Source organism: Allobosea sp. P2_B12, assembly GCF_056404835.1.
On record NZ_JBFUDG010000006.1, the window covers coordinates 170,949 to 193,861 of the forward strand.

A 22,913-nucleotide genomic window follows, 5' to 3' on the forward strand; every position below is an offset into this window, starting at 1 on the left:
GCGGCAGCGCCGTGACACGCGAAGATCGTGACTGGATGCGTTCGGAATTGTGCCGTGAGGCAGCGCGTCCGATCTCAGGCAGCAGGCACGACTGAAAGCCTCAATCCCAAGGCCTTCGTTGCTTTCGAGAGCGTGTCGAGCGTCGGGTTCCCGCCCGGTTTGAACGCTTTGTAGATCGCCTCTCGGCTCAGCCCCGTCTCGGCGGCGAACGCCGTCACGCCGCGCACCCGGGCGATGTCGCCGAGCGCGGCGGCGATGAAGGAGGGATCACCATGCTCCAGCGCAGCCTCGACATAGGCGGCCTGATCCTCGGGCGTCTTGAGATAGTTCCGGACATCGAAGTCCCGGGTTTCGATGGGCATCCTAAAGATCCTTCGCCATCTGTTTTGCTCTGGCGATGTCGGCTGCCTGCCGACGCTTGTCGCCACCGCACAGCAGGATCACCAGTTCGGCGCCGCGCTGGACGAAATACAACCGATAGCCCGGGCCATAGTCGATCCGCATCTCGCCGATGCCGTCGAAATGCTTCACATCGCCGAGATTGCCGCCTTGCGCCCGCCTGATCCTGGCAACGATCCGCGCCCGTGCCGACACATCGCGCAGGTCCTGAAGCCAGTCTGCGAACACGGCGGTCTCGACGACCCTGATCATGTGTATCTTGATACACGGTCGAGCTGTGCGGTGTCAATTAAAGTACGCGTTGTCGATCAAGGTGGGCGTGCTCTGGCGACTACCGCTCCCACAGCGAGCGCGGCATCGTCACAGGGCGCGCTTCCCGGGCTTGAGCCGCCAGCCTCACCGGCGCGTTGACCGCGCCGAAGCCGGCATAGCCGCCGCGCCGCTCGACGATCTCGAAGAAGAAGCGCTGCGCGAAGACATGGGTGTAGACCTGCAGGAACTCGGCCTCGCCGTCGCGGTCGTAAAGGATGTGGTGGTCGCGCAGAGCGTTGATGAAGGCGGGCTCCAGCCCGTGCCGTGCCTCCAGATCCTCGTAGTAGTTCTCGGGGATGTCGAGGAAGGACAGCCCGGCCGCGCGCATCGCAGTGACCGCCGCGAAGATGTCGGGCGCGTCGAAGGCGATGTGCTGCACGCCCGAGCCGAAATGCTCCGAGACGAAGCGCGAGGACAACGTCCGCGTCGCCTGCGAGCCGTTCAGGACGAAGCGCAGGGAGCCGCTCGCGCTGACCAGCGGGCGGCTTTCGACCAGCCCGCCGGGATCGGCGATGGCCAGCTGAGGAATGCGGTCGAGCTGGAACAGCGAGCTATAGAACAAGAGCCAGGACAGCATCTCCTCATAGTCCATCGACTGGGAGATGTGATCGACGCTCTGCAGCAGCGCGGCCGCCGCGAGCGTCTTCGCCCCGGCGACGGGCGCGAAATCCTTCTCCCAGATATGCCCGAGTTCGCCCTCGGGCTGGGTGAAATAGATCAGCGAACCGCCAACGCCGCGAATGGCGGGGATTTGCAGCTCGCCCGGTCCCACCGGCTGCTCGAAGCTCGGGATCTTCAACGCGCCTGCGCGCGCCATAGCTTGCCCGACATCGTCGACCCGCAAGGCAATCGCGCAGACGCCGGGGCCGTGCATGATCGCATGCGACTGTGCGAACCCGTCCTTTTCGGTGTTGAGCAGGAGGTTGATGTCGCCCTGGCTCCAGCGCGCCACGGATTTGCTGACATGCATGCTGGTCTGCCGAAATCCGAGGGCCGAGAACAGGTCCGACAGCTCAGCTGCCGTGTCCTCGTCGAGCGCGAATTCGATGAACTCGACGCCCAGAACCTGCGCGCGCGGCGGCAGATGCGGCGTGGCCTGGTCGGACAGCGCGATCAGCGAGCGCATGCCGTCGGTCGCCAGCCGGCGTGCCGAGCCGGCCCGGAACTGGTCGTTGAAGATCTCGTGCGAGAGCGGCCCGGAGTAGCCGGTCTGCGCGATCGCCTTGACGAAATCGGCGACGGCGAGGTCGCCCTGGCCGGGAAAGCAGCGGAAATGCCGGCTCCAGCTCAGCACGTCCATGTCGAGCCTGGGTGCATCGGCGAGCTGGACGAGGAAGATGCGGTCGCCCGGAATCGAGGCGATCGGCCCCAGCGGGGACTGGCGCGCCAGCGTGTGGAAGGAATCGAGGATCACCCCGATGCGCTCGTGGTCGGCCCGGCGCACGATCTCCCAGGCGTCGCGGTAGTCGTTGACGTGGCGGCCCCAGGCCAGCGCCTCATAGCCGACGCGCACGCCGTATCGCGCCGCGAGATCGCCGAGTTCGCGCAGATCCGCCGCCGCCCGGTCGATGCCGCCCAGCGCCTGCGGCGAGACGTTCGAGCAGATCAGCATCAGCTCGGCGCCAAGCTCGTTCATGATCGCGAATTTGCGTTCGGCCCGGGCGAAGCCGCGCGCCCGCAGCGGTTCCGGCATGCCCTCGAAATCGCGGAAGGGCTGGAAGGCCGAGATCGTCATGCCGAGATCGGCGACCATGCGCCCGACTTCGCGCGGCCCGCCGTCGAAGGTCAGGAAGTCGTTCTCGAAGACCTCGACGGCGTCGAAGCCGGCGGCTGCGATCGCCTGCAGCTTCTCGGGCAGGTCGCCGCTGAGCGAGACGGTGGCGATCGAGGTCGGGTTCATCGCGCTCGCTTTCATGCGGCCTCGTCCCTTGCCTGTTGCGCGACGCTGACGGGGCCGCCACGCCGCGCAGCTTCACCCACGGCCTCGACCACGGCAAGCGTGCGGGCGGCGTCCGTAGCGGTGGTGATCGGCGTCTCCGTCCCACGGATGACGGCACAGAAATGCCGGAGCTGCTCGGCCAGCGGCTCGACGGGCGTGACCGCAAGACTTTCGCGCAGCAACGGCTCCCACCAGCCCTGTCGGCCTTCATAGCGCCAGTGTTCAAGCTTCGGCAGCGACAGCGAGCCTTCGCTGCCCGCGATCAGGTAGCAATGCCCGTCGCGCTGCGGATAGGCCGGGTTCTCGCCGGAGGATAATTCCCAGCTCCAGGGCGAGGGTGTTGTGTCAGAGACGGTCGCCGTTCCCAGCGCGCCATCGGCGAAGCGGAAGATCAACGCGGCGGTATCCTCGACCGCGAAGCCGCGCGTCGCGTTCGAGGTCATCGCCTGCACGCTGCCGATCTCGCCGCAAATGAAGCGGAGGTTGTCGATGTCGTGGATCAGGTTGATCAGCACCGGGCCGCCGCCCGCCTCACGCCGCCAGGCGACGTCGAAATAATCGTCGGGCTTCCGGATCAGGAACAGCGCATTGACCGCGACCAGCCGGCCAATGCCGCCCTCCTGCACCAGTTTGCGCGCTGCCTTGACGATGGGGTTGTGGCGGCGGTGATGGCCGCCAAGCACCGGAACGCCGGTGCGCGCCTGCGCCTCGACCAGCCGTTGCGCTGACGCGACGCTCTCCGCCAGCGGTTTCTCGACCAGCACGGGAACGCCGGCTTCCAGGCAATCGATCGCGCCCGGTACATGCAGCGCGTTGGGCGTCGCGATGATCGCACCATCCGGCGTCATCGCTGCCAGCATCTCGCGCTGGGACGGGAACCAGGGCTTGCCGCGCTCGGCCGCCAGCGCCTTCGCGCCATCGCTCGGGTCGCAGATCGCCGCGCAATCGCAATCGGCCGAGGCGTCGAGCCGGGCGAGATGTGCCCGGCCGATCAGCCCCGCGCCGACAAGAGCGATGGCGAGGCGGGCGGTCACGCCGCCTCCGTCAGTGCGCCACCCAGGAACAGCTGCGCGACGCGCGGGTCGGCCAAGATGTCCGCGGCCGGCCCTTGCATCCGCGTCTGTCCGAGTTCGAGCACGAGGCCTTCATCGGAAATCTCCAGCGCCGAGCGGGCATTCTGCTCGATCATCAGGATGGTGACGCCCCTGGCGCGAAGCTCCATCAGGATCGCGAAGGTCTCCTGCACCAGCATCGGCGAAAGCCCGATCGAGGGCTCGTCGATCAGGACGAGCTTGGGATCGAGCAGCAGACCGCGCACGATCTCGAGCTGCTTCTGTTGCCCGCCCGACAGCGTCGAAGCCTGCACATCGGCCTTGGCGCGCAGTGCCGGGAAGCGATCGAGCGCCGCCTCGATCCGCTTGGGCATGTCGGTGATGGCAGAGCCGGCGGCGACCGCGCCCAACTCGATATTGTGGCGCACCGACAGCTCGGGGAAGATGTTGCGGCCCTGCGGTACATAGCAGATCCCGGCTTCCAGCAGCTTGCGCTGGCTCCAATTGGTGATGTCGGAGCCCTCAAGCCGGATATGGCCCTCGCGCACCTTGAGCAGGCCGAAGATCGCCTTGAACACGGTCGATTTGCCGGCACCGTTGGGGCCGATCACGGTGGTGATTGCGGCGCGCGGCACCTTGAAGCTCGTGCCGTTCAAGATGGTCATGGCGCCATAGCCGCCGACCACGCCGTCGAGTTCGAGGATGGGGGTGCTCATGGCGTCGCTCCTCAATGCCCGAGATACGCTTCGATCACGGCCGGGTCGGCCCTGACCTCCGCTGGCGTGCCTTCCGCCAGAACCTTGCCCTCGGCCAGCACGATCACCCGCGAGCACAGGCTCATCACGAAATCCATGTTGTGCTCGATCACGACGAAGGTCGCGCCCTGCTCGGCATTGATCGCGCGCAGCCGCTCCTTCAAATCGCCGAGCATGGTCAGGTTGACGCCGCCGGCCGGTTCGTCGAGCAGCACGAGGCGCGGGCCCGCCATGAAGGCCATGGCGGCGTCGAGCAGCTTTTGCTGGCCATAGGAAAGCCCGCCCGCCTTGGCATCCGCGAGATGGCCGAGCTTGAAGAAGCCGATCATCTGCTGCGCCTTCTCCGTCAGCCCGGCATCGCGCGCCCCGAACAGCCGCGACAGCATCGAGCCCTCATGCTCCTGCCCGGCGAGGATCAGGTTCTCCCGCACCGACAGCTCCGGGAAAACCTGCAGGAGCTGGAAGGTGCGGCTGACGCCAAGCCGGTTCAGCTCTGAAGGCCGCATATTGGTGACCTCGCGGCCGTCGAGCTTCACGCTGCCCTCGGTCGGCTCCAACTGGCCGAGGATGCAGTTGAACAGGGTCGACTTGCCGCAGCCGTTGGGGCCGATGATGCCAAGGATCTCTCCCTCATTGACGGAGAAGGAGACGCCGTTGACGGCTTTGATGCCCCCAAAAGCCTTGTGGAGATTGCTGACTTCCAGAACCTGGTTCATCGAGCGTCTCCCCGCTTGCCGGTGAGCTTGGCCCAGCCGCGCTCCATCAGGCCGCTGACGCCCTGCGGGCAGGCGATCAGCAGCAGCATCACGATTCCCGCGAAGATGATCAGGTAGAGCGAGCCGGCAAAGCGAAGCCATTCCGGCAGCACGACGCCGAGCAGCGCGCCGACGAATGGTCCGAGCAGGTAGCCTGCCCCGCCCGCCACCACCATCAGCAGCAGGAAGAAGCTCTGCGACAGCGAGAAGGGCGAGGGGTCGATGAACTCGACCAGCGGGGCATAGAGCGCGCCCGCAAAGCCCGCATAGGCCGAGCCGATGGCGAAGGCGAGCAGCGTATAGGCGCGGGTGTCGATGCCCAGGCTCGCCGCCCGGATCGGGTTCTCGCGCAGCGCCGTGAAGGCACGGCCCCAAGGGCTGCGGATCAGCCACCACAGCGCCACCGCCAGGATGAGGGTGACGACCACGACGAAGCGGTGGAATTCGAGCGCGCCGAACAGCTTGATCCCAAAGAAATCCGGCCGGTTGATGTTGGAGATGCCAAAGACGCCACCGGTCAGCCATTGCTCGTTGCGGAGGGCCAGCCAGATCAGCGTCGAGAAGGCGAGCGTCACGAAAGCGAGGTAATGCGCCTTCACCCGCAGAGCCGGAAAGCCGAGCACGATGCCGACGGCGAAGGTCAGCAGGCCCGACAATGCGAAGGCGGCATACCAGGAGACGCCGAATTTCGTCGTCAGGATCGCCGTGGTGTAGGCGCCAAGCCCCATGAAGGCAGCCTGCGCCAGCGATTTGAGACCGGCATAGCCGAGCGTCAGGTTCAGTCCCATCACGGCGATGCTCATCACCAGCCAGAGCGAGAGCACATAGGTGCCGTAGCGCCCCATCCCGACCGGCGCGAACCAGAGGATCGCGGCGCCGATCACCAGCGTGAGAAAGGTGCCGTCGATCATGCCGAGACCGGGCAGCCGGGTGAGGCGAGGGGACGGGCTCAGGTCGCTACGGGTTGCGGGCGCGGTCATACGCGGCGCTCCTCTTTGCGGCCCATCAGCCCTTCGGGCTTGAGCAGGATGATCACGACGAGCAGCACTAGCGGCACGGCCAGCCGATACTGCGTCGAGATATAGGCGGCGGCCATGCTGTCGACGATGCCGACGACGAGCCCGCCGACGAGCGCGCCCCGCACCTGGTTGAAGCCGCCCACGATCGCCGCGATGAAGGCGAACAGGCCGATCACCTCGCCATTCGAGAACTTCGCCAGATAGATCGGCGAGATCAGCACCGAGGCGACGATGGCCAGCGCGGCATTGATCACGAAGGTCAGCAGCACCATCCGTTCGACCGGGATGCCGAGGATGCGCGCCACCATCGGGTTCTGCGCGGTGGCCTGCATCTGGCGGCCGAGTTTGGTGCCGCCGACGAACCATTGCAGCAGCCCGATCACGGCAAAAGCGCAGGCGATGATCGCGATGTGCTGCAGCGAGATCGCCGCGCCGAAGACCTCGATCGTCTGCGTCGGCACGAAGGAGGGGAAGTTCTGCGCCTCGGCCGAAAAGCCGTCCTTGGCGCCTTCCTTCATGATGATCGACAGCGCCATGGTGGCGATGGCGAGCGGCAGCACGCCATGCCGGATCATCGGATCGACCACCGCGAGCTTGAAGCCGACGCCGAAGATCAGGATGAAGGCGGCGATCCCGATCAGCGCACCGAGCCAGATCGGCGCGCCGAACAGCTTGATCGCAAGCAGCACCAGCACGGCCGGCAGCATCACGAACTCGCCCTGGGCGAAGTTGATCGTCTGCGAGGTCTGCCAGACCAGCGTGAAGCCGATCGCGGCAAGCGCGTAGATCGCTCCCGTGGCAATGCCGGCGATGAGGTAGGCGATGAATTCGGCCATGGCGGTCTCGCTCTTCTGATGAGCGTTGCGTTGACTAAAAGGCGCGTGTCATCCCGGACGTAGCGAAGCGGAGATCCGGGATCCATGCAGCCGTGACGCCCTTCGATGGATCCCGGGTCGAGCGCTGCTCGCCCGGGATGACGTCGACGGTGGAAGCAGTCGTCAGGGCTTGATCTTCGGCAGGGTGGCGTTGATCACCTGCTTGCCGTTGATCACCTCGGCGAGGAAGCTCTCGCGGTCGAGGTCGCCGTTCTGTTCGATGGTGGTCTCGATCAGGATGCCGGGCTCGTCGGAAGGCTTGATCGTCGCGCCGCGAAGCGTGTCGGCGACGCCCTTCTTGTCGAACTTCTTCTGCTTCTCGGTCGCCCATTTGATCATGTAGACGGCCATGTAGCCCTTCAGGCCGTTATGGTCGGAGGCGTAGTTGTACTTCGCCTGGAACTTCTTGCCGAACTCCTGGAAGGCCGGGATCGGCGCGTCGATCGACAGGCCGACATGGCCCTTGACGCCGTTGGCGGCCTCGCCCGCGAGTTCGATCACCTTGGCGCCAAGCAGCGTGGTCTCGCCGACCATCGGCTTGGTGATGCCCTGCTGCTTGGCGGCGCGCAGGAAGCGGGCGCTCTCCTCCTCGTTCAGATAGACGAAGACGGCGTCGGCATTGGAGTTCTTGATCTTGATCGCGTCGGCGGCGAAATCGGCCTGGCCCTGCTCGGTGGCGACATCGGCCGCGACCTTGATGCCGGCCTTTTCCAGCTCGGGGATGATCGCGTCGCGCCCACCCTTGCCGAAGTCGTTGTTGACCCAGACCACCGCGACCGACCCGGCCTTGACCGTGTCCTTGAGGTATTTGGCGATCTTGGGCATCGCTGCCGCCTGGCTGAGCGAGGTGCGGAACAGATACTGATTGCCCTGCTTGGTCAGGCCGGCCGCCTCGCCGCCGACCAACTGGGCGATCTCGGCGCGCTGGGCGATCTGCATGGAGGCGCCGATCGGGCCGGAGAAGACCGGGCCAAGCACGGCATAGGTGCCCTCGTCGATGGCGCGCTGCACGGCGGCGCGCGTGTTTCCAGGGTTGGTCTGCGTGTCGTAGTGGGTGATCTCGATCTGCTTGCCGAGAATCCCGCCCTTGGCGTTGATGTCGGCGACGGCGAGGTCGATGCCGTTCTTCCAGTTGGTGCCGGCCGTGGCGCCCGCTCCGGAAAGCTCGACGACGTCGACGAGCTTGACCTTGTCCTGCGCCAAAGCGGGCAGGGTGAGGCCGGCGCTCAGCGCGGCGGCAATGATCCATTGGGTCTTCATCGGTGTCTCCTCCAGGGTTCTTGTTGGTGGTGTTCTTTTTGGCGTTCTTGCCCGCCCGGCTGTCGCGGGTCGTTGGTGATCGTCGTGATCTCAGGCTGCGTGGCTCGCCTCCTGCGCCGCCAGGGCTTTGTCGAAGGCCTCGGCGATCGCGCCCGCCGGGGGGTGCGTCCCGGTGAACAATGCGAAGCCGTCGATCGCCTGGTTGATGCTGAGCTCGCGTCCCGTCATCACCATGGCGCCGGCCTTCTGCGCGGCTTTGAGCAGCGGAGTCCAGAGCGGATGATAGACCGCGTCCGCAACCCAGTGAGACTTTTGGATAAGCTCAGCCGGCACGGGACTGTCGCGATTGGGCAGCATCCCGATCGGCGTGCCGTTGACGATGCCGGCCGCGCCCGAAACCGCCTCCTCGACGCTGGCGGAAATCTCGACCTTGGCGCGCTGGCCGATCTGGCTTGCCAGCGCCTCGGCTTTGGCGCGGTCGCTGTCGAACAGCTTGAGATGGCGCACGCCGCAGCCGGCCAGCGCGAAGCCGATCGCCTTGCCGACGCCGCCCGTGCCGATGATCGCGACGGGGGCGTCGCCGTCAGCGCGGCCGAGCGCGCGATAGGCGGTGGCAAAGCCGGTCGCGTCGGTGTTGTGGCCGGTCAGCCTGCCGTCGCGTGCGACGACCGTGTTGACCGCGCCCATCGCGGCCGCTTCCGGCGACAACGCGTCGAGCAGCGGCACGACCGCCTCCTTGTAGGGAAAGGTCACGTTGATGCCGGAAAAGCCCATCCGGCGCACGCCGTCGAGCATCGCCACGAGGTCGGTGCGGCCCGCTCCCGCCACGTCCATCAGATGGTAGTGCAGCTCGAACCCGGCGGCCCGTGCTGCCGCCTCATGCATCGCCGGCGCGGCCGAATGCGCGATCGGCGTACCGATCAGGCCGAGCAGCACGCGCTTCGTCCGGCTGGCGATGGGAAAGTCCGGCATCATCTCATCCCTGTGTGGCTCGCCCGTCGTCTCAGCAGGCGTTGCCGCCGTCAGATAAGCCGATCGCGGGCGATAACGCGATAACCAATTCGATCGGATTACCTAACCTGATGTTATCTTTCCAGCACGCTCTGCCGGCGTGGATTGACGCGGCCTGACCACCGCATTCATCTCCTCGCGCAGCAAGGTCACGAAGGTCTCGGCATAGAGCGAGAGGGCCTTGTCGTTCTTGATCGCGACATAGGTCTGGAACTGCGTCGGTTCGGCGATCGGGATCGTGGTGATGCCCTGCATCGAACCATGCGCCACGGTGAACTGGTCGATCACCGCGATGCCGAGCCCGGCCCGCACCAGCGAGCACACGGTCGTGCCGAAGCGCGCCTTGATGACGATGTCGTAGTCCAGGCCCTGCCGGCTGAAGATCTCGGCCATCACCCGCCCATAGGGATCGTTGGGGTCGATGCCGATCAGCGGATGACGCACGATCTCGGCGGCCGAGATCATCTCGCGCCCGGCCAGTTCATGCCCGTCGGGGACGATGCAGAGCAGTTCGCCCATCGAGAGCGGCACGAAATCGATGCCGGGATGGTCGAGCTTGTAGCTCATTGCCGCGATCTCGCCCTTGCCGAGCAGGAGATAGTCGAGTGCCTCCTCGATCTTGAGGATGTTGATGTCGAGCCGCAGGTCGGGGTGCTTGCGCTTCAGCCGCTCGATCGCGCGCGGCACCATGACATGGCAGATGCTCGGCACCGAGCCGATGCGCAATTCGATGCCGCCGCCGCGCTCGATCCGCGCCAGCGTGTAGTGCAGGTCGTCGACCTTCTTGTAGACGCCGTTGATCTGCTCGAAGATATCGTTGGCTTCCGGCGTCGGCACATAACGGCCATGACGGCGCTCGAACAGCTTCAGCCGCAGTGTCCGTTCGGTGTGCTTCATCAGCCGGCTGATGCCCGGCGCCGAGACCGCGAGCAGCTTCGCCGCGCCGCTGATCGTCCCGGTGATCATGATGGCGCGGATCACCTCGATCTGTCGCAAGGTGAGCATCGGCCACGCGTCCCCCGTCAAGGCGGGCAAACGGAGGCAAGCCGCGCCCGGCTGTCAAGCCGGCGAGCGCGGGGCAGGGCGGCTCAGTCCGGCGTCGGCAGCGCCTTCGCCTGGCGGTCCAGGTCCTGCAGCCTCGGCAGGGTCTTTGCGGCGAAGGCCTTCAGTTCGGGATCGGAGCCGCTCTGCGCATAGGCCGAGACCAGCGTCACGGCCTCTTCCTGCGCCGCCCGCTGCGCCGTCACATAGGCCTTGTCGAAATCGCGCCCCTGCATCGCGGCGAGATCGCGCAACATGTCGAGATGGCGGCCGTCGGGACGCTCCGGCAGCGCGATGTCGGAGCGCCGCGCCGTGATCTGCCGCAGGCTGCTGCCCGTCGTGCCAAGGTCGTTGGCGAGGCGATGGGCAAAGCTCTTGATCTCGGGCGAGCTCGTCTTGTGCAGCGCCAGCGTCGCCGATTCCACCCCGAACATGGTTGCCACAGTGGTCTGCGCCGCGAAATCCTGTGGCGGCGATGTTTGGGCGAAGGCGGGTGAGGCGGTCAGGGCGAGCGCCGTGAGGATCGGCAGAAGCGGTCTCATCGCGGCGGTGCCTCATGTTGGATACGGGATGGTCGAGCAACCCGGCAGGGGAGGCGAGGTTCCCTGGTTGGCAGCGATGTCAGGCACGCCGCGCCTTGTTCAACCCGGCCCACGCGTCTATCGAAGGGGCGGGATGGAAGCAGTGCCCGAGGCACTGCAGACCGGGGCGACCCGACCAGACGATCCGCAAGAACGACAGGGACGAAACGCATGCCGACCACCAACGAGACCCTACGCGATGCGCTGGTCGCCGCCCGCCGCGAGAAGGCCCTGATCGAGATGACGGAGCAGCCGGTTCCCGCGTCTTTCCTCGAGGGATTGGCCGTGCAGGGCGAGATCGCCGAGCGTCTCGGCCATGACAAGGCCGGCTGGAAGGTCGCCATCGCCGAGGGCGGATTGCCGGTCGCCGGGCTGATGCCGGGGCCCTGGCTGGCGCTGGGTGATGTCTATGACGGCGCGATCGGGGCCGAGCTGCGCGTCGAGATCGAGATCGCGCTGCGGCTGTCCAGGGACGTGCCGATGCGGCCCAACCAGCCCTATTCACGCGCCGAACTGCTGGGGTATTGCGACAAGGCCTATCTCGGCATCGAGATCGTCGAAAGCCGTCTCGCCAACTGGCAGGGTGTGCCCTTCGCGCTCTGGCTCGCCGACGCGCTAGGCCATGGCGGCTACTATCTCGGCCCCGAACTCGACATCAAGGTTCTCGACGATCTGACCGGGCTCGGCTGCTTCATCTCGCTGAACGGCGTCACGATCTACGACCAGCCGGCGGTGCATGGAAACGGCGATCCGATGACGCCCTTCCTCGCTTGGGCGAACCGCAAGGACGAGCTGATGGACGGCCTGCGCGCCGGCCAGATCGTCACCACGGGCAGCCTCTGCGGCGGCGTTCTCTCGCCGGGCAAGGGCGAGATCGTGACGAAACTCAGCCCGCTTGGAACAGTAACGCTGACCCTGCGTTAGGAACTGCCGCGCTGCCTTGTCGATGAGCCCAAGATCAGCGACGTTAACACTTGATCACGCTCTGAACACAGTTAGACCTTAATCGTCGCGTGCGGGTGGCGTTGTCTGGAGGCGGGATGCGGTTGTGGCGGAGGGCGGCCCGCGCTGTTGTGGGCGGAGGCGGTTGCGCTTTCGCTGCGATGCTCGGTGTCCAGTCCGCGCCCGCACACGCTTTCGACCTGTCGTCGCTCGACATCTTCGGTTTGTTCACGAAAAAGGACGCGCCGCCGGACGTGAGCGCGGCGACGCTGCCCTATCGCCTCGACTTCGATCTCGGCCAAGCCGATGACGCCAAGGCGCTGACGCGCACCCTGCAGGACGCCTCGCTGCTCTACCGTTTGCGCCAGGATGCGCCGCCCGATGGCGAGACGCTGGCGCGCCGCATGGCCGCCGATCTCAACCCGCTCGTCGATGCGCTCTGGTCGCAGGGCTATTTCAATGCCGAGGTCGCGCTCACCGTCGATGGCGCGACGCTGAAGGTCGGGGCCGAGCCCGATGCAAGGCTCGTCCGCGCCCTCGAAGCCCATCGCAACCGCGATGCCGTGCCGATCACCGTCAAAGTCGCACCCGGCCCCGTCTTCGGCCTGCGCAACGTCGCCGTCAGCGAGCGCGGCATCACCGGCACGCCGGCCATCGTCAACCCGGAGAAGGTCACGCGGCTGAAGCCAGGCGATCCCGCGACGGCCTCGGCGCTGCGAGCGGCGCAGGCCGCGCTGGTCGATAGTCTCCGCGCCCAGTCGCGGCCGCTTGCGAAGGTGGTCGAGCTTCGCCCTGTCGTCGATCACGCCGCGCGCATCATGGACGTGACCTATGTGGTCGAGCCCGGCCCGGTGGCGGGCTTCGGCGACGTGACGATCGGCGAGACCGCCGAGATTCCGCCCGCCGTCGTGCGCTCCTTCATCTATCTCGAACCGGGCGATCCCTATACGCCGAAGGCGCTGACCGACACCCGCAAATCGATCGCCACCATCCCCGCCGTTGCCTCGGTTCGCATACGCGAGGCCGACAAGCTCGACGGCGCTGGCAACCTGCCGATCTTCGTCGATGTCACCGAGCGGCCCAAGCGCCTGATTGGCTTCTCGGCACGCTACTCGACCATCGATGGCCCGGCAGTGAAGACCTATTGGGAGCATCGCAACCTGTTCGGCGGTGCCGAGCGGCTCCGCCTCGAAGGCGATATCTTCCTGGCGCCGCGCATCGACGGCACCAAGATCAAGTCGATTGGCGATTTCGAGCGCTCGGACCTCGGCGGCCGCTTCTCCTTCAGCTTCCTGAAGCCCGCGCTTGGCGGCAGCCGCTATGACTGGCTGCTCGATGGTACGGCGACGCGCCAGCGCATCGGCACCAACCGCTATGGCGGCTACACCGCCCGCTACGGCAATGTCACCACCGCGATCCAGCGCCGGTTCAGCGACACCTTCTCGGTCCAGGCCGGCATCGAGGTCGAACGCGGCCAGACCAGCGACGTGCTCGGCCAGGTCGACTACACCCTCGTCGGCATCCCGCTCTCGGTGAAATACGATTCGACCGACAGCCTGCTCGATCCGACGCGAGGCATCCGCGCAACGGCCTCGGTGACGCCCTATCCGACCTTCCTGGGCTCCACCGTCGGACTGTTTCAGAGCAAGGCGGCACTGTCCGCCTATTACGCGCTCGACGAGGACGCCCGCTATGTCCTGGCCGGACGCATCGGCCTGGGCTCGATCGCGGGAGCCGATCTCGACGAGGTCCCGGCGACGCGGCGCTTCTATGCTGGCGGTGGCGGCTCGGTGCGCGGCTATGCCTACCGCACGCTCTCGCCGCTCGGCCCGCTCGGCCGGCTGACAGGCGGCCGCAGCCTGTTCGAAGGCTCGGTCGAGGCCCGCATCAAGATCACCGACACGATCGGCCTCGTGCCCTTCTTCGATGCCGGAACCGCCTTCGAAGGCAGCGTTCCCGATTTCAAGCAGCGCCTCCAGATGGCTGCCGGCCTCGGCCTGCGCTATTACACCGCGATCGGCCCGATCCGCGTCGATGTCGCGGCCCCGCTCAATCCCCGCAAGGGCGACAAGCCGGTCGCGCTCTATGTCAGCATCGGGCAGGCCTTCTGATGCGCCGCGCGCGCTCCCTGTCCTGGCCGAGTCTGCCGCGCCTCGCGCTCTTCGTGGTCCTCCTCGTCGCGGGCCTCCTCGCCTCCGCGCATCTCGGCGGCTTCGCCCAGAATGCCCAGACCGATCGCGGCGTCGTCGCCGACCTGATCTCGAAGGCGCTGTCGAGCGACACCAGCCAGGTCTCGATCGGGCAGGTCAACGGCGCGCTCTCCTCGGATGTCGAGATTCGCGACATCGTCCTCTCCGATCGTGACGGCCCCTGGCTCAAGCTCGACCGCGCCCGCCTGATCTGGACGCGCAGCGCGCTGCTGCTGCGGCGCCTCGATATCGACCGCCTCGAGATCGGCAAGCTCGAATTCCTGCGCAAGCAGGCGCCTCAGCCGGCCGGGGCAGCCCCGCCGAGCGACCAGCCGATCCTGCCGGAATTGCCGCTGAAGGTGATCGTCCGCGCCTTCCAGCTGAACGAACTCGCGCTGGGCGAGCCGGTGCTCGGCGTGGCCGCGCGGCTCGGTGCCACCGGGTCGGCGACGCTCGGCCCGCCGAACGAAGGCCTCGACCTCAAGCTCGATGCGCGCCGGCTCGATGCGGCCGGGACCTTCAGCGTCAACCTTGCCTTCGTTCCGCAGACGACCCGACTGCAACTCGCGGTCAAGCTCGAAGAGCCGGCTGGTGGCCTGATCTCGAAGGTCGCAGGCCTGCCCGGCGAACCGCCGGTCAAGCTCGATCTCGGCGGTGACGGCCCGCTCGATTCCTTCGGTTCGACCCTGGTCTTCACCGCCGGCCCGACCATCGGTGCGCAGGGGCAGGCCCGGCTGGACCGCAGCGGCGGCGAGCGCCAGCTCAATCTTGCGCTCGATGCCCGCATCGAAGGCCTGATGCCGCCGCCGGTCGCGCCCGTCTTTGCAGGCTCGACCCGGCTCGATGGGTTGGTCGGCTTCGCCGATGGCGGCGACATCGACATCCGCAATCTTGCCCTGGTCTCCGCTCTTGCCCGCCTCGACGTGCTCGGCCGCTACAGGGCCGACAGGACGCTCGACATCCGCGTTACCGCGGCCGCCCGCCCCAATGCGGAGGGCAAGACCGTCGCCTCGGGCACCGAGATCGCCAAGCTCGCTTTCGAGTCCACGATCAAGGGGCCGGTCGCGGGGCCGACCATCGTCGCCACGCTCGACGCGCAGGATGCCAGGCTGCCTGCCGGCTCGTTCGCCAGCCTAGGCATGCGCTTCAACGCCACGCCGACCGGCATCATCGGCGAGCCCGGCACCCGTATCACCCTGACGGCCGATGGCGAGGCGTCGGGCATCGCGCTGACGGACCGCGCGCTCGCCCGCGCCGTGGGCGAGCGCGTCAGCTTCACCCTGCGCGGCACCGGACAGGATGACGGCACCGCCGATTTCGAGACGCTGCGGCTCGCCATGTCCGGCGTCGAGCTCGACTACAAGGGCAAGGCCGGCAATGCCCGCGTGCTCGGCCGTCTCCAGGCCGTACTGCCCGATCTCGCGCGCCTCAGCGGCCTTGCCGGGCGCACGCTCGGCGGCCGGGCCGAGATCGGAGCCGAGATCGATGCGACGCCGCGCCTCAACGATTATGGCGCAACGCTGAGCGGCCGCGGCGACAGGCTCGCCACCGGCGATGCCGTGCTGGACCGGCTGCTCGCAGGCAACCTCACGCTGGCCGGGCAGGTGCGCTCCCTCGCGGGAGACCTGACCGTCACGGGCCTGCGGCTCGCCGGCCAGCACGCTGCCTTCACCGCCGATGGCAGCATCGGCCGGCAGGCCTCCGACCTGAAGCTTGCACTTGCCTTGCCCGATCTGAAGCGCGCCGATGCGCGCCTGTCGGGCAGGGGCGATATCACCGCGCAGATCACCGGCCCGCGAGACAAGCTCGACGCCACCGCCCGCATCGCGGTCGCCAATGCCACGGCGCTGGCCCGCCCGATCCCGCGCCTCGCCATCGACGCCGTCGTTCGCGATCTCCAGGGCGCGCTCGCTTCCCGCCTGACGCTGAACGGCGAGATCGATTCAAAGCCCGCGACGGGCACGGTCGCGCTCGCGCGCTCGCCCGGCGACGGCTGGAACCTGTCGACGCTCGATCTCACCGTCGGCTCCGCGCGGTTGAATGGCGGGCTGACGCTCGACCCCGCCAGCCGCGCCGCCGGCCATCTGACGCTCGCCGCCCGCAATCTCGACGACCTCTCGGCGCTGGCATTGACCAAGCTCGGCGGCCAGCTCGATGCCGACATCACGCTCGCTGTGGTCGAAGGCCGGCAAAACCTCAATTTGACCGCCAAGGGCACGCGCCTCGCCGGTCCCTCGATCACGATCGACAAGCTCGACGCCACTGCCGCCGCGACCGACATCTATGGCCGGCCCAGCCTCGACGCCGCGCTCGCCATCGACCGCGCCGTCGCGGCCGGCGAGGCGATCAGCGCGATCCGCTTCGATTCGAAGGGCGCGCCTGAGGCCAGCGCCTTTACGCTCAGCGCCGCCGCGCGCGGCTTTGCGCTAAACGGCGCCGGCCGGCTCGTGCCGGGCGAGCCGCTGAAGCTCGAACTCGCCTCCTTCGAGGCTCGCCGCGACGGCCGCCGCATCGCGCTCGCCAACCCCGCCATCTTCAGCTTCCCGGCCGCCGGCATCGAGATCGCCGGTCTTGCCGTCGCGATCGACAATGGCCGGCTGACGCTGGACGGCCGCGCCGGCGAGACGCTGGACCTCAACCTGACGGCCCGCGACATTCCGCTCTCGGCCGCCCGCATCCTGGCCCCGAGCATCGACATCGGCGGCACGCTCAACGCGCAGGCCAAGGTGGCGGGCAAGCCTGACGCGTTGACGGGACCGTGGAACGTCCGGGTCGCCCGGCTGACCACGCCGGAGACCCGGCAGGCCGGCCTGCCGCCGATCGAGATTTCGGGCGAGGGCGCCTTCAAGGGCAGCGAGACCAGCGTCAACGCCACGCTGAATGCAGGCCGCGGCGCCAGCCTGACGATTCGCGGCACGGCGCCGCTCGGCGCGGCGGGCGCGCTCGACCTCGCGGCCCAAGGGCGACTCGATGCGGGGCTGGTCAATCCGCTGATCGGCGCGCAGGGCAGGCGGGTCACCGGCGCGGTCGCGCTCGATATGCGCGCCGCCGGCACGCTCGCGACGCCGCGTCTGAGCGGATCGGCTACCCTCTCGGGCGGCAGCTTCACCGACGCGCTCCAGGGCGTGCGCCTCACTGCCATCGAGGCGCGCCTCGCGGCCAATGGCGAGAATCTCGTGATCGAGCGCGCCAGCGCCCAGACGCCCAATGGCGGCACGCTTTCGGCCAGCGGCCGGCTTTCGCTCGATGCTGCGGCCGGCTTTCCGGGCGCGATCCGCATCCAGGGCAACCGCGCGCAGTTGCTGTCGAGCGGCATCGTCACCGCCGTCGCTGATCTCGGGCTCGAGATTTCGGGGCCGCTGGCGCAGCGGCCGCGCCTGAGCGGACGCGTCGATGTGCTCTCGCTTGACGTCGCAGTGCCTGACCGTCTGCCGGCCTCGCTGCGCCCGGTCGATGGAATCAAGCATGTCCGGCCGACAGGCACGGCTGCCGCCCGGCTAGCAGCCCAGAAGAAGCAGGCGCGACCGGCGGCACGCGGCGCCCGGCCGGCGCCCGCCTTCGACGCTGTGCTTGCGCTCACGGTCTCGGCGCCGAACCGGGTCTTCGTCCGCGGACGCGGCATCGACGCCGAACTCGGCGGTCAGCTGAGGGTGGGCGGAACCCTGGCGGCCCCGGCGCTCGATGGCGGCTTCGAACTGCGGCGCGGGCGACTCAGCGTGCTGAGCCAGCGTCTCGACTTCAGCCGCGGCCGCCTGACCTTCACCGGCGGCACGATGCCGGAACTCGATTTCGTCGCCGAGACCCGTGCATCGGATGTCACCGCGCGTGTCATCGTCACCGGCCCGGCCGACCAGCCCTCCTTCGCTTTCACCTCCGATCCCAACCTGCCGCAGGACGAGGTGCTCTCGCGCCTGCTCTTCGCGCGGGCATCGGGTTCTCTATCCCCCTTCCAGGCGCTGCAACTGGCGCAGACCGCGGCGCAATTCGCTGGCGGGGGCGGCGACGATTCGTTCGAGCGCCTGCGCAAATCGCTCGGCGTCGACAATCTCGACATCCAGGTCGGCGCCGGCGGCCCGACCGTCGGCGTCTCCCGCTATATCGGCGACAACGTCTCGGTCGGCATCAAGGCCGGCGCCAGGCCGGAGGATAGCGGCGTCTCGGTCAACATCGACGTGACGCGCCGCCTCAAGGTCCAGGCCGAGACCGGCGCCGACGGAAGCGCCTCGGTCGGCGTCGGCGCCGAGTGGGAATACTGAGCGGCTGCGTCGATCCCGAGAATCGATTCCGGCAAGCGCTCAATCGGCCGGGATGGTCGCTCCCGGCGATTCTGTTCTGGAACCGCTTGAAACAAGGCCTTCGGGCGTCACGCGGTTAATGGTCGGTAAATTTCGACGGTCAAAGCGTGGCTTGCCTGCAACACCGGGGTCCAAAGCACCCCCCGGAGCCTCTCGGCGGCGTGATGAAGGTTGATCGGCCCCCCGGCATTCGTAATGGTTGTCCTGCGTCGGGACGTTCCCGGTCGCTGTTTTTCGTCTTCGCCTCTGAATGGTCAGGGACGCGGGCGAAAGGCCGGGAATAGGCAGGTTCGGTGGTTGGGTCTCCTGGGGCCAGTCACCAACAGAACAGGCCGAAGCCCGAGGGTCTCGAAACTCTTTTGGAGGTTACCAATGAAGCTCGTTAAGAGCCTCCTCCTCGGTTCCGCCGCCGGCATCGCCGCGGTCGCCGGGGCTCACGCTGCCGATCTTCCCTCGCGGAAGGCGGCCCCCGTTGAATACGTCCGCGTCTGCTCTGCTTACGGCGCTGGCTTCTTCTACATCCCCGGCACCGACACCTGCCTCCGCGTTGGTGGCCGTGTTCGCGCTGAGTACACTGTCGGCACCCGCTACGGCGATGGCCAGGACGCCTACGGCACCCGCGCTCGCGGTCGCTTGAACGTCGACGCTCGCACCGCGACCGCCTACGGCACACTGCGCACCTTCTTCCGCTACGAGCTGACCAACAGCTCGGGCTTCTATGCCGGCACGACGAACGGCAACCAGGGCATCATCGCTCCGGGCACCGCTCGCAACACCGCTTCGGCCACCGCTTCGCTCCTCGATCTGGCCTTCATTCAGTTCGGGCCGATCACCGCCGGTCGCGCTCAGTCGTTCTTCGACTTCTACGCGAACGACTTCGGCTTCTCGACGCTGCGCACGGCTGACAGCCGTCTGAACCTGTTGGCCTACACCGCCACCTTCGGTTCGGGCTTCTCGGCCACCGTGTCGCTCGAAGATCGCAACACCGGCACCGGCACCCGTGAAAACGGTGTTGTCAGCCCGGCTGCGCTCTCGACGACCCTCGGCCAGGACATGCCCGACATCGTCGCCTCGCTGCGCGTCGATCAGGGTTGGGGTTCGGCCCAGTTGTCGGGTGCCATCACCCAGCGCAACATCTCGAACACCGGCGTTCTGTTCGCCAACACGAAGGATGAGCTCGGCTTCGCCGTTCAGGGTGGCGTCAAGATCAACCTGCCGATGCTGGCTGCTGGCGACGTCCTGTTCCTGCAGGCGGCCTATGCTGACGGCGCTCTCGGCTATCTCGGCTGGGGTGGTCAGTTCGGCGCCGGTCGTCAGACCAGCTCGGTTGCTGGCAACCAGCTGATTGTTGCCGATTACAGCGTGAGCGCGCTCGGCAACACGAACTCGGCGACCGGCTGGTCGATCGTCGCGGCGCTGAAGCACTTCTGGACCCCGCAGCTGCGCACCGAGATCTACGGCTCGTACTCTGAGCTGAGCCTCGGCTACACGCTGGCCGCCCAGGCTGTTCCCGGCGTGGTTGCGCGTCCGCTCGATCCGAAGGAACTCATCGTTGCTGGCAACCTGATCTGGTCGCCGGTTTCGGGCCTGGATATCGGTGTCGAGGTCGTCTACACCCGTACCGAGCTGAAGCAGGCTGTCCTGGCCACCAACAATGCCGGCGCTCGCCCGGCCCTGGCTGCCGGTGGCCGCCTGGTCAAGAGCGACGACGCCATCGCTGGCCGTCTGCGCATCCAGCGCGACTTCTGATCGCCTCAAGCGATCTGATCGGAAAGCCCCGGGGAAACCCGGGGCTTTTTGCGTTAGGGCATAGCTCGAGGCTGCTATAGGATGGCCGGACCGGTCCGCGACGCTTAATTCGGGAGTTTGCTAGGCGGGCCGCGTCATCGATGCGCCGCCCCGCCGAAGGCGGTTGACAGCCGGCTCGCGAAACCCCTTCTAGAAGACGCTGTCTTGTTTTGGACACATATCGCGATGGTGCGCGTCCGCCTCGGCGAGCGCCCGGCGGCGACATGCGCTCGTTCATGAACAGCAGCGTTGAAGCGCCTGAAACCGCGTCGCTTTTCGGTTTCAGGCGAAACCGGTGTTCCCTCTCGCGAGGGTCGGTTCGGGACTGGAGGGGAGCGGAGCATGGCGCAGCCGGGACGTTGGCTTTGGGGGCTGGTGCCGCTGGCGCTGCTCTGGGGCGCCGGTAACCTGTTCCTCGGCGAGGCGATCGAGCGCGATGTCGGCCGGCGTGCTGTCGAAGCGGCTGCCTCCGTGGCCGGCGAGGCGCCGGGCGCACGTCCGATCGCCGCCCAGATCGATGGGCGCGACGTCACGATCAGCGGCGAGGCGCTCTCGGCTGACGGCGCGGCACGGGCCATCGCGCGGCTGCGTTCCGAATTCGGCGTCCGCCGGGCGCTCGGCGGCCTGTCGCAGGTCGTCGCCCAGCGTCCCTATAGTTGGCAGGCGAGCCGCCAGGACAATGTCGTCGCCCTCAGCGGTTTCGTGCCGGACGAAGCCGGCGCCATCGCCAATGTCGCGGCAGCCGGCACGGCCCTTCCGGGCGTTCGGGTCGATGATCGCCAGCGCCTCGCCTTCGGCGCGCCTCCGGGCTTCCAGGCCATGACGCAGGCGGTCCTGGCGCAGTTGCCCAAGCTGTCCAGCGGCAAGATCGCCCTCGACGACACGCGCTTCTGTATCGAGGGCACGGCTTCCACGCCCGATGATTTCCTCGCATTGCAGGCCGCCACGGCCGCGCTGGCGCGCGACGGCTTCCAGGCCGTGCCCTGCGCCCTCGAGCCGCCGGTGGTGACGCCCTATCGCCTGGGCATCGAACACCCGACTGCCGACCAGCTCCGCCTGACCGGGTTTTACCCGACCGAGGCCGTGCGCCAACAGATTCTGGCGCTTCTGCGACACAGCTTTCCCGGCCCGATCAGCATCGAGGACGCGATGAAGCCGGCCGCGGGTGCACCTGTGGCCTTCCTTGCGAAGGTCACGCGCGCCATCGCCGACCTCGCCCGGCTGCGGCAGGGCAGCGCGGAGCTGACCGGGGACGCCTACACGCTCACGGGCGACGGCCCGGCCAGCTTCCAGGCCTGTCAGGCGCTGCGGCTGCAGATCGCGCAGGGTGACGGTCCCGATTCGGTCGCCCAGGCCTCGATCGCCTGTCCGCCCGAGCCGCCGCCGATGCCGCCGCTGCCGGATATTCCAGAGCCGCGCTTTTTGCCGTCCGAGCTGCCGTCGGCGCCCACGCCGCCTGGCGCACCAGCCGAGGCAAGGGCCCCGCCGGCTCCGTCTGCGGCTCCGGTGGCGCCGCCCGCCTCTGTGACGCCATCGGTGACACCAGCGCCGCCGCCATCGCCACCGGCGGTAGCGCTCGCCTGGAGTGCTGCGATCGGCGAGAACGGGATTACCCTCAAGGGGCTGGTTCGCGATGCGCCGGCCCGCGAGGCCCTTTTGGCGCTTGCGCGAGGGCTCGCCGCATCGGGGACTGTTTCCGATCAGTTGACGCTGGAGCCAAATCTGCGCACCGAGCCGGATTACGGTGCAGCGACCGGTTTTGCGCTCGAACTGCTCGGCAAGCTGAAGCGCGGCTCGGTCACATTGGCCGGTTCCGTGCTCGCGCTGTCGGGTGAGGTCGCCGACGGTCGGGCCTGGCGGGAGCTCGATGCCGCCCTGCGCCGCCAGCCGCTACCAGCCGGGCTGAGCATCAGCGGTGGGGCTTTGGCCATGGTCGCGCTTCGGCCCTATGTCGTGTCTCTCGCCGCCGACCGGACCGGGATCACCCTGACCGGCTATCTGCCGGACGCGCAGACCCGCGACGCCCTGCTCGCGCTCGTCGAGGCCTCGCCCTTGAAAGGCAGGCTCACCGATGAGACGCAGATCCTGCCCGGAGCGCCGGCCGGCTTTGCGGCCGCGGCCCGGATGGCGGCGACCAATCTGCTCCGCCTCGATTTCGGCTCGGCCTCGGTCGCAGACGATCTGGTCACGCTGCGGGGCCTGACCTGTCGCGAACTCATCAAAAGCGAGGTCGAGACCAGCGCGTCCTCCGGACTGCCTCCGGGCTACCGCGTCGATGCGGCGATCGGCCTGCGCCAGACCGGTTGCGTCGTCGATCCTCCGGCGACCTGCCAGAACGATCTCGATGAACTGACGAAGCGCAACACCGTGCTGTTCGCGCAGGGGACGACCGTCGTCACGCTCGATCCGGCGACGGAACGGGTGATCGGCGAGGCCGCTGCCATTCTCAAGCAATGCCCCGACGCGCGCATCACCATCGAAGGCCATGCCAACAGCGATGGCGAGCGTGGCGGCTTCAACAATCTCGATCTGTCGGCCCGCCGCGCCTTGCGCGTCCGCGACGAACTGGTCCGGCGCGGCATCGATCAGGCCAGGCTCGAGACCCGCGGCTTTGGCGTCGAGCGGCCGTTGGTGCCGCATGGTTCCGTCGAAGCGAAGCCGATGAACCGGCGCGTCCAGTTCACCGTGGCAAAGTAGGGG

17 protein-coding genes are annotated in these 22,913 nt (G+C 67.7%); 5 read left to right on the plus strand and 12 right to left on the minus strand.

Annotated elements, in window-relative coordinates:
- Positions 1-74: 74 nt before the first annotated feature.
- The 12 genes from AC1DYU_RS16265 to AC1DYU_RS16320 form a co-directional block, all read right to left on the minus strand.
- Entirely contained in the window at positions 75-362 is a 288-nt protein-coding gene (locus AC1DYU_RS16265) for an addiction module antidote protein (RefSeq protein ID WP_158487100.1), read from the minus strand.
- A 1-nt stretch (position 363) separates the two neighbouring features.
- Positions 364-651 (minus strand): type II toxin-antitoxin system RelE/ParE family toxin, encoded by a 288-nt coding sequence (locus AC1DYU_RS16270; protein ID WP_158487099.1) that lies wholly within the window; start codon positions 649-651, stop codon positions 364-366.
- Between the two features lie 79 nt (positions 652-730).
- Positions 731-2,611 (minus strand): bifunctional sugar phosphate isomerase/epimerase/4-hydroxyphenylpyruvate dioxygenase family protein, encoded by a 1,881-nt coding sequence (locus tag AC1DYU_RS16275; RefSeq protein WP_476792703.1) that lies wholly within the window; start codon positions 2,609-2,611, stop codon positions 731-733.
- A gap of 11 nt (positions 2,612-2,622) precedes the next feature.
- The gene (locus tag AC1DYU_RS16280; protein ID WP_476792537.1) at positions 2,623-3,684 is read right to left on the minus strand and encodes a Gfo/Idh/MocA family protein; all 1,062 of its coding nucleotides are present in this window, start codon (positions 3,682-3,684) and stop codon (positions 2,623-2,625) included.
- Positions 3,681-4,418, minus strand: a complete 738-nt coding sequence (locus AC1DYU_RS16285) for an ABC transporter ATP-binding protein (protein WP_476792538.1) — start codon at positions 4,416-4,418, stop codon at positions 3,681-3,683. Before AC1DYU_RS16285 ends, AC1DYU_RS16280 begins: the two co-directional genes overlap by 4 nt.
- 11 nt (positions 4,419-4,429) lie before the next feature.
- Positions 4,430-5,173 (minus strand): ABC transporter ATP-binding protein, encoded by a 744-nt coding sequence (locus AC1DYU_RS16290; RefSeq protein WP_476792539.1) that lies wholly within the window; start codon positions 5,171-5,173, stop codon positions 4,430-4,432.
- The gene (locus tag AC1DYU_RS16295) at positions 5,170-6,123 is read right to left on the minus strand and encodes a branched-chain amino acid ABC transporter permease (protein ID WP_476792704.1); all 954 of its coding nucleotides are present in this window, start codon (positions 6,121-6,123) and stop codon (positions 5,170-5,172) included. The genes AC1DYU_RS16290 and AC1DYU_RS16295 overlap by 4 nt, the downstream gene beginning before the upstream one ends.
- A 65-nt stretch (positions 6,124-6,188) precedes the next feature.
- Positions 6,189-7,067, minus strand: coding sequence for a branched-chain amino acid ABC transporter permease (locus tag AC1DYU_RS16300; protein WP_476792540.1), 879 nt, complete (start codon positions 7,065-7,067; stop codon positions 6,189-6,191).
- A 162-nt stretch (positions 7,068-7,229) separates the two neighbouring features.
- Positions 7,230-8,366 carry an ABC transporter substrate-binding protein gene (locus AC1DYU_RS16305; RefSeq protein ID WP_476792541.1) on the minus strand — a complete coding sequence of 379 codons (1,137 nt, stop codon included), beginning with the start codon at positions 8,364-8,366 and terminating at the stop codon, positions 7,230-7,232.
- A gap of 90 nt (positions 8,367-8,456) precedes the next feature.
- Positions 8,457-9,338 carry a shikimate dehydrogenase gene (locus AC1DYU_RS16310; protein ID WP_476792542.1) on the minus strand — a complete coding sequence of 294 codons (882 nt, stop codon included), beginning with the start codon at positions 9,336-9,338 and terminating at the stop codon, positions 8,457-8,459.
- Between the two features lie 102 nt (positions 9,339-9,440).
- Positions 9,441-10,382 (minus strand): LysR family transcriptional regulator, encoded by a 942-nt coding sequence (locus tag AC1DYU_RS16315; RefSeq protein ID WP_476792543.1) that lies wholly within the window; start codon positions 10,380-10,382, stop codon positions 9,441-9,443.
- A gap of 83 nt (positions 10,383-10,465) precedes the next feature.
- The gene (locus AC1DYU_RS16320) at positions 10,466-10,960 is read right to left on the minus strand and encodes a DUF4142 domain-containing protein (protein ID WP_476792544.1); all 495 of its coding nucleotides are present in this window, start codon (positions 10,958-10,960) and stop codon (positions 10,466-10,468) included.
- 210 nt (positions 10,961-11,170) lie between these two features.
- On the opposite strand from AC1DYU_RS16320, the gene AC1DYU_RS16325 reads away from it, so the two are divergent.
- The 5 genes from AC1DYU_RS16325 to AC1DYU_RS16345 all read left to right on the plus strand — a co-directional run bounded on the left by AC1DYU_RS16325 (position 11,171) and on the right by AC1DYU_RS16345 (position 22,910).
- Positions 11,171-11,923, plus strand: a complete 753-nt coding sequence (locus AC1DYU_RS16325) for a hypothetical protein (protein ID WP_476792545.1) — start codon at positions 11,171-11,173, stop codon at positions 11,921-11,923.
- A gap of 272 nt (positions 11,924-12,195) precedes the next feature.
- The gene (locus tag AC1DYU_RS16330) at positions 12,196-14,052 is read left to right on the plus strand and encodes an autotransporter assembly complex protein TamA (protein ID WP_476792546.1); all 1,857 of its coding nucleotides are present in this window, start codon (positions 12,196-12,198) and stop codon (positions 14,050-14,052) included.
- Positions 14,052-18,386 (plus strand): translocation/assembly module TamB domain-containing protein, encoded by a 4,335-nt coding sequence (locus AC1DYU_RS16335; protein ID WP_476792547.1) that lies wholly within the window; start codon positions 14,052-14,054, stop codon positions 18,384-18,386. The genes AC1DYU_RS16330 and AC1DYU_RS16335 overlap by 1 nt, the downstream gene beginning before the upstream one ends.
- Positions 18,387-18,797: 411 nt before the next feature.
- Positions 18,798-20,174 carry a porin gene (locus AC1DYU_RS16340; protein ID WP_476792548.1) on the plus strand — a complete coding sequence of 459 codons (1,377 nt, stop codon included), beginning with the start codon at positions 18,798-18,800 and terminating at the stop codon, positions 20,172-20,174.
- A 381-nt stretch (positions 20,175-20,555) separates the two neighbouring features.
- The gene (locus AC1DYU_RS16345; RefSeq protein ID WP_476792549.1) at positions 20,556-22,910 is read left to right on the plus strand and encodes an OmpA family protein; all 2,355 of its coding nucleotides are present in this window, start codon (positions 20,556-20,558) and stop codon (positions 22,908-22,910) included.
- The last annotated feature ends 3 nt before the right edge of the window (positions 22,911-22,913 follow it).